At 29.9% G+C, this 9,019-nt stretch carries 10 protein-coding genes; 9 read left to right on the top strand and 1 reads right to left on the bottom strand.

Annotation, left to right across the window (positions count from 1 at the left end; translation table 11 throughout):
- On the bottom strand, positions 1 to 540 hold a 540-nt coding region (locus HKP59_RS10475), incomplete at its 3' end, for a pyridoxine 5'-phosphate synthase (protein ID WP_291806557.1).
- A 100-nt stretch (positions 541 to 640) separates the two neighbouring features.
- On the opposite strand from HKP59_RS10475, the gene HKP59_RS10470 reads away from it, so the two are divergent.
- The 9 genes from HKP59_RS10470 to HKP59_RS10430 all read left to right on the top strand — a co-directional run.
- Positions 641 to 1,300, top strand: a complete 660-nt coding sequence (locus HKP59_RS10470; RefSeq protein ID WP_291806556.1) for an acetoin utilization protein acuB — start codon at positions 641 to 643, stop codon at positions 1,298 to 1,300.
- A 2-nt stretch (positions 1,301 to 1,302) separates the two neighbouring features.
- Positions 1,303 to 2,184, top strand: a complete 882-nt coding sequence (locus tag HKP59_RS10465; protein ID WP_291806554.1) for an NAD kinase — start codon at positions 1,303 to 1,305, stop codon at positions 2,182 to 2,184.
- A gap of 133 nt (positions 2,185 to 2,317) precedes the next feature.
- Positions 2,318 to 2,998, top strand: coding sequence for a DUF6089 family protein (locus tag HKP59_RS10460; protein WP_291806552.1), 681 nt, complete (start codon positions 2,318 to 2,320; stop codon positions 2,996 to 2,998).
- A complete protein-coding gene (locus HKP59_RS10455) occupies positions 2,998 to 3,753 on the top strand; it encodes an isoprenyl transferase (RefSeq protein ID WP_291806549.1) in 756 nt (251 codons plus the stop codon). The genes HKP59_RS10460 and HKP59_RS10455 overlap by 1 nt, the downstream gene beginning before the upstream one ends.
- Positions 3,746 to 6,310 carry an outer membrane protein assembly factor BamA gene (gene bamA, locus HKP59_RS10450; RefSeq protein WP_291806546.1) on the top strand — a complete coding sequence of 855 codons (2,565 nt, stop codon included), beginning with the start codon at positions 3,746 to 3,748 and terminating at the stop codon, positions 6,308 to 6,310. Before HKP59_RS10455 ends, bamA begins: the two co-directional genes overlap by 8 nt.
- Positions 6,311 to 6,376: 66 nt before the next feature.
- Complete coding sequence (locus HKP59_RS10445; protein ID WP_291806543.1) at positions 6,377 to 7,165, top strand: OmpH family outer membrane protein; 789 nt, start codon at positions 6,377 to 6,379, stop codon at positions 7,163 to 7,165.
- A 20-nt stretch (positions 7,166 to 7,185) separates the two neighbouring features.
- Positions 7,186 to 7,686 (top strand): OmpH family outer membrane protein, encoded by a 501-nt coding sequence (locus HKP59_RS10440; protein ID WP_291806541.1) that lies wholly within the window; start codon positions 7,186 to 7,188, stop codon positions 7,684 to 7,686.
- 89 nt (positions 7,687 to 7,775) lie between these two features.
- A complete protein-coding gene (murI, locus tag HKP59_RS10435; protein WP_291806539.1) occupies positions 7,776 to 8,561 on the top strand; it encodes a glutamate racemase in 786 nt (261 codons plus the stop codon).
- Between the two features lie 184 nt (positions 8,562 to 8,745).
- The coding region (locus HKP59_RS10430) for a hypothetical protein (RefSeq protein WP_291806538.1) at positions 8,746 to 9,019 on the top strand (274 nt) is incomplete at its 3' end.

The raw sequence follows: 9,019 nt of genomic DNA, 5'->3' as shown, positions 1-9,019 counted from the left end.
GGTTGCTACTATTGCACTTTTTGTATACGGTTCTATGGCCTTTTTATTTCCCAGCCCATATTGAGTAGCAAAATCCTCTGTATATAATTCAATTCTATCAGCACCTGTGGTTGCAGCGGCTTCAATTAAATCTAAATTAGTATCAATAAAAATAGACGTTCTAATACCTTTTGATTTAAATTCTGAAATAATTTCTTTTAAAAACGATTGATGTTTAATGGTATCCCAGCCAGCATTTGAAGTAATTGCGTCAATTGAATCAGGCACTAAAGTAACTTGTGTAGGGCATATTTCGAGTACCATGTCCATAAATTTTGGAATTGGATTTCCTTCAATATTAAACTCTGTAGTTACTATTTTTTTTAAATCGAAAGCATCCTGGTAACGAATATGGCGCTCATCTGGTCTTGGATGAATGGTAATCCCTTCTGCTCCAAACTCTTGAATATCAGAAGATACCTTAACAACATTTGGAAAATCTCCACCTCTAGAATTACGTAACGTCGCAATTTTATTTACATTTACACTTAACTTAGTCATACTAATAACCCATTTTTTTAATTTCGTGTGCAAATTTACGAAGTAAGAATATGTTTTTGGTTTTATTTTTGATTAATTTGTACTATCAATATAAAACAATATGGAAACAACCCCATTTATTTTAAACGAATACAAAGCTTTTTCTCTTCAAACAAAAATAGCGGAAGCTAAATTGTTGTTTAGTGAAACTACTTTTTGTTGTTTTCCAATTGTGGAGAATAGCCATCTTATTGGTGTAATTGCTGAAAATGATATTGAAGGTATTGATGACACTTCTGATATTTTAGATAATTATCGCTATTTATTCAATCATTTTTTTATTGAAGAAGGAGCTAATTTATTAGATATTATTAAAAATTTCGCCACCAATGAGGCAAATATAGCACCTATTTTAAATTCAAAACATGAATATATTGGTTATTATGATTTAACTGAGGTTTTAAGCAGTTACAATCAAACCCCATTCATAAATAATGAAGGAGTTGTATTACTTATAGAAAAAGAAACTAGAGATTATTCTTTGAGTGAAGTTTGCCAAATTGTTGAATCTAACAATGGTAAAATTTCAGGTGTTTTTATTTCAGAAAGCAATTCAACAAAAGTTAAAATTACTGTGAAATTTAATGCTCAAGATGTAAATGAAATTATACAATCATTCAGGCGTTATGACTACCAAGTACTCTCTAATCTCGAAGAAGATTTTTATTTAGAAGATTTAAAAGATCGATCAAAATACTTGCGTAAATACTTAAATATTTAAGGATGAAAATTGCAATTTACGGACAATATTACAAAATAGAAGACCAACAATATCTTGAAGAATTAATAGCGCTCTTAAATAAAAATGAAATTGAATTTATCATAGAAAAAAACTACTATGATGGACTGAAAGATCATCTCAAAATTCCACTAGTTAATACTTTTTCTTCTTACAAAGAATTAGATAACTCTTTTGACTTTATGTTTACCATTGGTGGTGATGGTACTATCTTAAGAGCCGTAACCTATATTAGAAATTCAAATATTCCTATTGTTGGTATTAATACAGGTAGATTAGGTTTTTTGGCTACAGTTCAAAAAGATGAGATAAAAAATGCAGTTAACTTATTATTAAAGCAAGATTATGTTGTAAAAGAACGCTCTTTATTAAGCGTAACAACACAACCAAAAATAGACAGTTTAGCGAGTTTAAATTTTGCTTTAAATGAAGTTTCGGTCAATAGAAAAAATACCGCTTCCATGATTACTATTGAAACATATTTAGATAATGAATATTTAACTTCCTATTGGGCCGATGGATTAATTATTGCTACACCAACTGGATCCACAGGGTATTCTTTAAGTTGCGGTGGTCCAATCATAACTCCTCAAGCAAAAAGTTTTGTGATAACACCTATTGCGCCACATAATTTGAATGCAAGACCGCTAGTAATTCCTGATGATACAATTGTTAAATTTAAAGTAAGTGGTAGAGAGGATAAATTTTTCTTATCATTAGACTCTAGAATTACTACCATAAATAGCTCTTCCGAAGTTGCCATTCAAAAATCTAAATTTAACTTAAAAATGGTAGAAATAAATGAACAAACGTTTATAAAAACGTTACGTGAAAAATTACTTTGGGGACAAGATACTCGGAATTAATTTTAATTCACCCCTTTAAAAAAGTAGTTTACACGAACTACAATAAATTCATTTATAATTAGTTTATCAAAAAAGACTTTGATTAACTTCTAAAAGCAACTATAATTATTTATATTTGCGGGCTATTTTATTTATGAAAAAACTAGTTTTATTAATCACATTCATCTGTGCCACAATTTATTCCGAAGCTCAAATCAACGAAGTTGGTTTTTTTGTTGGTGGAAATAATTACATTGGTGACATTGGATCCGAATACTACGTAAAGCCAAACAATTTTATGGGTGGTATCATTTATAAATGGAATATGAATCCAAGAATAGCTATTAGAGGAACTTTTACATATGCACAAATTTCTGCTGATGACGCCGATGCAACAAATATTGCCCGCTATAACAGAGGAATCGGTTTTAATAACAGTTTAAAAGAATTAGCCGTTGGAATTGAGTTTAATTATTTTGAATACAATTTGGATGATTTTAGAAAATTTTACACACCCTATTTAATTTTTGAAATTGCTGCTTTTAATTATCAAGTTGCAACTGCTGAAACAGCTCCTCAAGAATATCAATATAGTTCTAAAACATCCTTTGCTATTCCATTTGGCATTGGGTTTAAAACAAAATTAATGGGTGATCTTGCAGTTGCATTAGAGCTTAGAGCTAGATACACACTTGAAGATGATATAGATTATAACAACCCAGAAATAGATTCATTAACCTTTGGAAATCCAAATAATAACGATTGGTATATTCTTACTGGAATATCATTTGTATATACATTTGGAAGGCCTCCATGTTATGCGGCTCCTTACTAATGGAAAATTTGAAGAATAAAATAGCAGAAAACAAATTGCCAGATCATATTGCAATAATTATGGATGGCAATGGCCGTTGGGCTAAATTAAAAGGTAAGCCACGAGTTTTTGGTCATAAAAATGGAGTAACATCAGTAAGAGAAATTATTGAAGGTTGTGCAGAAATTGGCATCAAGTACTTAACATTATATGCGTTCTCAACAGAAAACTGGAATAGACCAAAACTAGAAGTCAAAACATTAATGGCATTATTGGTTTCATCTCTTAAAAAAGAATTAAAAAATCTTCAAAAAAACAACATCAAATTAACCACTATTGGTAATATTGAACATTTACCCGAAAAAGCACAAATTGAGCTTGCCGAAGTTATTGAAAAAACTAAAAATAATAGCTCATTAACATTAACATTAGCCTTAAGTTACGGGTCAAGAGAAGAAATTGTTAATGTTATCAAAAATATATCAGAAAAAGTTGTTAATAATCAACTTAATATTGAAGAAATTAATGAAAAAATTATAAATAATCATTTATATACGTTTTCTTTGCCTGACGTTGATTTTATGATTCGAACAAGCGGAGAAAAGAGAATTAGCAATTTTTTATTATGGCAAATGGCCTATGCAGAACTGTACTTTACAGATACTCTTTGGCCTGATTTTAGAAAAGAAAACCTTTTTAAAGCAGTATTAGAATATCAAAATAGAGAACGACGTTTTGGAAAAACTAGCGAACAAATTGAAACAATCAATGAATAAATCAACTATAGCACTTTTACTTATTACATTTTTTTTAGCGTCAACTGCTATAATTGCACAAGAATCACAATTACAAAATGTTAAAGAAATTCAATCTAAAACAGACACCTTAGTTAAAGATAGTATAACTATACCCATTATTAAGAAGCCTATTTTTGAAAAAGAAGCATACTATGAATTAGGTGGAATTTCTGTTAAAGGACTTCAAAAATTTGAAGATGAAACCGTTAAACTTTTTACTGGACTAAAAGTTGGTCAACAAATTAAACTACCTGGAGATAAATTAACAAGTGCGATAAAAAAATTATATGAAACCAAGCAATTTAGTAATGTTGAAGTTTACATTTCTAAAATTGATGGAAATACAGCCTACCTAGAGTTTGATGTTCAAGAACTTCCTCAATTAAATAAAGTTACCATACAAGGGATTAAAAAAAATAAAGCAAAAGATTTACAAACTGATGCTGAGTTAAAGACAGGTGAAATGGTTACAGATAACCTTATCGTGACTACTAAAAACTATTTTAAAAAGGTATATCAAGAAAAAGGATATTTAAAAACAAAAGTTAACCTCGATACAAGACCAGATACCACTGGTGTTAACATAGTTAATATGTTGGTGCGTATTGATAAGGGTGAAAAAGTAAAAATTAAAGATATCATTTTTGAAGGGAATGAGGCTTTTAATGATAAAAAACTTAAAAAAGCGTTAAAGAACACCAAGACAAAAATGCTAGGTCGCTTTTGGAAAAAATCAAAATTTATTGAGGCTGATTTTGAAGAAGATTTAGAGAATTTAATTACAACTTATAGTGAAAGAGGTCATAGAGACGCTAGAGTTTTAGGGCATTCACTAACTTGGAATGATGATAATTCTTTAAACGTAAACATTAAAGTTGAAGAAGGTAAAAAATACATTTTTGGAGATATTTCTTTTTTAGGAAATAGTAAATATACAGATGCTCAGCTACAACGATTATTAAGAATTGAAAAAGGAGATACTTATAATGGTAAAGTTTTAAAGGAAAGAGTAACTGGTGATGGTTCACCAGACTCTGAAGATATTGCTACTGTCTATCAAAATAATGGTTATTTATTTTCAAGAGTTTTACCGGTAGAAACAAGAGTAAACAATGACTCTATTGATGTAGAAATTAGAATTTTTGAAGATGAACCTACAAAAATTAAAAAAGTAACTGTCAATGGAAACGACAGAACAAATGACCACGTAGTTTTTAGAGAAATAAGAACAAAACCTGGTTATTTATATAGTAAAAGTGATATTATAAGAACCATTAGAGAAATTGGACAGTTAGGATTTTTTGACGCCGAAGCAATTACGCCAGATATTAGCCCTAATTATCAAGAAAAAACAGTGGATATTGATTATACTGTAGCCGAAAGAGGGTCTAGTCAAATTGAATTGCAAGGTGGTTATGGTGGTGGTTCCTTTATAGGGACACTAGGATTATCTTTTAATAATTTTTCTGTTCGAAATTTATTTAATAAGAAAGCATATAAACCGCTACCAATGGGAGATGGACAAACACTTTCATTACGATTGCAAAAAAGTAGATTTTTTACTACCTCAAGTTTTTCATTTACCGAACCTTGGTTAGGAGGTAAAAAACCTCAATCACTCTCCTTTTCAATATACAATTCAAAGCAATTTAGGTATGATTATACGACCAATAATGTTGATAAAGATCAACGATTAAATATTGTTGGAGCATCCGTTGGCTTAGGAAAAAGACTACAGTGGCCTGATAATTATTTTACATTGTCTCAAAGCATCAGTTATCAATTATATGATTTACAAGAATACGGTTTTAATATCGCAGGTTTACAATTAACCAACGGAAGCCTTAATAATTTATCGTATAGTCTAACACTTGGAAGAAACTCTTCAGGACCAAATCCAATTTTTCCAAAACAAGGGTCAGAGTTTAGTATTGGTGCTAAATTCACTATCCCTTACTCTTTGTTAAATGATAAAGATTATTCATCGTTAGAACTAGCGGAAAAATATAAATGGTTAGAATATTATAAAGCTAGTTTTAAAGGAAAATGGTACACAGCGCTTACAGATGATTTAGTAGTAATGACCAATGCTGAATTTGGCTTTTTGGGAAATTACAACAAAAAATTAGGAGATTCACCTTTTGAACGTTTCTTTGTTGGTGGAGATGGAATGGCTCAATTTCAACTAGATGGTAGAGAAGTTGTTGCTTTAAGAGGTTATGAAAATGGACGTTTATCTTCTATTGATGGTGGAACTATTTACAATAAATTTCAACTAGAATTACGTTACCCTATTACATTAAAACCATCGGCATCAATTTATGTGCTTGGATTTTTAGAAGGAGGTAATTCATACGATGGATTTGATAATTTCAACCCTTTTACCTTAAAAAGATCTGCAGGAATGGGACTTCGAATATTTATGCCTGCCTTTGGAATGCTAGGAATTGACTTTGCACATGGTTATGATCCATTACCAGGAACTACTGAAAAATCTGGATGGCAAACTCACTTTATTATAGGACAACAATTTTAATCAAAATCAGTTATATTTGTAAATGAATTTTAAATTGGCACGATTTTTTCTAAATACATATTAGTTATGACAAAAAAAGTTCTTTTATTTGCGTTTTTAATTTTCGGTATAGTATCTCATGCGCAAAAAGCACAAAGGATAGGTTATATTGATATGGAATACATTTTAGAAAATATTCCTGAGTATCAAGAAGCACAAGCGAAAATTAATGCCAAAGCAATTTCGTGGCAAAATAATATTGAAAAAAAACAACAAGAAATTGAAGCATTAAAAGCTGAATTAAATAATGAAAAAGTTCTTTTAACTGAAGAATTAGTTTTTGAAAAAGAAGAAGATATAGAAATATTAGAATTCGATTTGAAAAATTTACAAGTTAATTATTTTGGAGTAAATGGTGATTTATTTTTTTTACGACAACAATTAGTTCAACCAATTCAAGATTTAGTTTATAATTCGGTTCAAGATATTGCAACAAAAAGAAAATACGATTTTGTGTTAGATAATTCTAGTTCGTTAATTATGCTGTACACAAATAAAACATATGATATTAGTGAGTTGGTTCTTACTGCTATTACAAGATCCAAGAAAGCAGCGGCTGTAAATGAAAAAAGAAATCAAAAGAAAAATAATAACACCAACGAACAACCAACAGTTGTAAGTGAAGAAACACAAAAAAAATTAACTGATAGGGAAGCGAAACAGGCCGAATTAAAAAAGAAAATTGAAGAGAGAAAAGCGGCGCAACTTAAAAAACGGGAAGAATTAAAAGCTGCCATTGAGGCAAAAAGACAAAAGAGAATAAAAGAAATTGAAGACGCTAAAAAAGCAAAAGAAGAAAAAAATAAAAATAATTAATTAAAAACAACCAATAAGAAATGAAAAACTTAAGAACATTATTATTCATTGCAATATTAACACTAGGTTTTAACTCAGTGCAAGCGCAAGCTAAAGTAGGACATATAAGCACTGATTTATTAATTAGCTTAATGCCAGAAACAAAAGCTTTAAATATTGAATTAGAAAAATTAAGCAAAACGTACGAAAGTGAATTAAAAGCTGAAGAAGCTAAATTAGAAGCTAAATTAAAAAAATACCAAGCTGAACAAGCTTCTCAAACTGATGAAGTAAACCAACAAAGAGGTGCAGAAGTTCAACAAGATCAACAAAATTTATATCAAGCATCTCAAGTTGCTAGAGAGGATATTACTAAGAAAAGAAACGAAAAATTAAAACCTATTTTAGAAAAAGCTAAAAAAGCAATTGATGAAGTGGCAACTTCACAAGGTTTTACATATGTTTTAGAAGCATCTACATTAATTGTAGCAAATGGTGAAGATTTATTACCAGCTGTAAAAGCAAAATTAGGTATTCAATAAAAAAATTACTTTCTAAAAAAATCCCGCAATTGCGGGATTTTTTTTTACTTTTAGTCTAATGAAAACTCTTAAAGAATGTATCTACAAATATGAATAAACCTATTGGCATATTCGATTCTGGAATTGGAGGTACTTCTATTTGGAAAGAAGTCATAAAATTACTTCCTAATGAAGATACTATCTACTTAGCTGATAGTAAACATGCTCCCTATGGCGAAAAATCACCTAAAGAAATTTTAGAACTTAGTATAAAAAATACCGAATTACTTCTCTCAAAAGGATGCAAAGTTATTATTGTGGCTTGTAATACTGCAACTACAAATGCCATCGATTATTTAAGAGCAAACTATTCTATCCCATTTATTGGTATTGAGCCAGCCATTAAACCTGCAGCTCTATTAAGTAAAACAGGTGCTATTGGTATTTTAGCGACCAAAGGAACTTTATCCAGTGAGTTATTTGAAAAAACTGCAGCAGCGTATACTAAAAATATTACTACCATTGAACAAGAAGGAGAGGGTTTAGTTCCACTCATTGAATCCGGTTTGTTGAACTCATCAGAATTAACCAACTTACTAGAAACTTATCTAAAACCTATGCTACAATTTAACATCGACCATTTGGTGTTGGGTTGCACTCACTACCCTTACTTAATTCCTCAAATTAAAAAAATAATCGGAGAACACATTGTTATTATAGATTCGGGTGCAGCCGTTGCGAAACAAACAAAAGCTATTTTAGAAAAAAATAAGTTGCTTTCCTTGAGAACTAATGCTGGACAACATCAATTTTACACTAATATAAACACTATTGTGCTAAGTAAAATGTTACATAATGTTTCGGTGAAATTAAGTGTTGAGAAGTTAAAATTTTAAAATTGAAAATCATAAAACAAAGGGGTTACACTGAAACCAGATTTATGCTTTTTAATTTCTAATAGTTCCTTAATAGTTTAATTTATTTCTAGAGCATAGCACAAAATGTTTTAAACTCATTTTTTTTCTATATATTTAAAGTGCTACTAAAAACCAGTTCTAATTTACTAAACTAACTAAAAAAATGAAAAAATCATTAAATGAAGCTCGCAATAGGCCAGCTATGGCAGAGAGTACGCAAAACAAAGGTGCTTTTTATTTGAAACTAAGGAATATTTTATTGGTGCTATATATTATTGGTTTTGGAATCTATTCTTTTACTGAAACGCTCCCATTGCCAGAATATATATTAGTTCTTTTAATGGTTATACTTGTTTTCTCAGTAATTGTTCTTACTAAAAGAGGTCGTAGACATGCTGCACCTCGTTTTGTTAAATTAGACCACGCACCTGCAGTCC

This window comes from Lutibacter sp., assembly GCF_013041805.1.
Taxonomy (GTDB): domain Bacteria; phylum Bacteroidota; class Bacteroidia; order Flavobacteriales; family Flavobacteriaceae; genus Lutibacter.
The sequence above is the reverse complement of the archived record's forward strand: the minus strand, read 5'-3'. Positions and strand labels throughout refer to the sequence as shown.